The organism is Devosia sp. A369 (genome assembly GCF_054489345.1).
In genome coordinates, this window is the sequence record NZ_JBTMWV010000060.1 from 1 (window position 1) to 847 (window position 847).

Annotated in this window: 2 pseudogenes; both read right to left on the reverse strand. The window is 59.3% G+C overall.

Annotation, left to right across the window (positions count from 1 at the left end):
- Window positions 1-119: 119 nt before the first annotated feature.
- Window positions 120-386: pseudogene (locus ACX3OZ_RS20875) on the reverse strand (P-type conjugative transfer protein TrbJ); the annotation flags it as partial.
- A 34-nt stretch (window positions 387-420) separates the two neighbouring features.
- Window positions 421-723: pseudogene (locus ACX3OZ_RS20880) on the reverse strand (conjugal transfer protein TrbE); the annotation flags it as partial.
- Window positions 724-847 lie beyond the last annotated feature (124 nt).

Below are 847 nucleotides of genomic sequence, written 5' to 3' on the forward strand. Positions count from 1 at the left end.
TATAGATCCCCAACCCTCCTGCAAGCGTCGCAGAAGGAAGATAGGTGGCCGACTTTTACGCCGCCCGAAGCGGGACTATCCCGCCGCTACCGTGGACTAATTTTGCACCGCCGCTCTCACTGCCCTTCCCCAACAATGGCACGCAGCCGGTTGAGGTCATTCTCGACCTGGCCCCAGACCTGCTCGGGCAGCGTCAGGGTGTTCTGCAGCATGTTCTCGTAGATGCGAAGCTGGTTCTGGATCTGCTCGACCTGGTGAGCGATCTGGGTCACCTGATTGTCGATCTGAATGCCGGACTGGCCGGCGAGCCCGATCAACTCCGCATTGTTCAGGATCTGAGTGAACTCGGTGGCGCCAACAAGTTGACCTGCTGCCTGCGCCGGCATCGCGGCTGAGGAGAGCAGGAGCCCGAAGGCAAGTCTAAACAAACAAGTCATGCGCATGGGCGATCCCTCGTTCTGTGAGCCAATGGGCCGGCCACTCGCCGGCGAATTCCTGATGCAAAGCCGTGATGCGTTTAAGATCATCCTTGCCGCTGGCGCCGACAAAGCTGAGCGTCACCGGGCCAAGCGCCATGTCGAAAAGACGCCGTCCATCGGGGGAAACGACGTAATATTCTCGCTTCGGCATGGCGCCCGCGACGATCTCGATCTGCCGGTCGTTGAAGCCGATCCGCTCGTAGAATTCTCGTGTGCCCGGTTCTCGTGCGGCCCCGTTCGGAATGAATAGCCCCTAGATTTGTAGACGCCTTCCTTCCTAATTTTGAGGCAAGGAGGCCTACATGGGCAAAGCCAATTTCAGCGACGATTTCAAGCGGGACGCGGTTCGTCAGATCACCGAGCGGGGG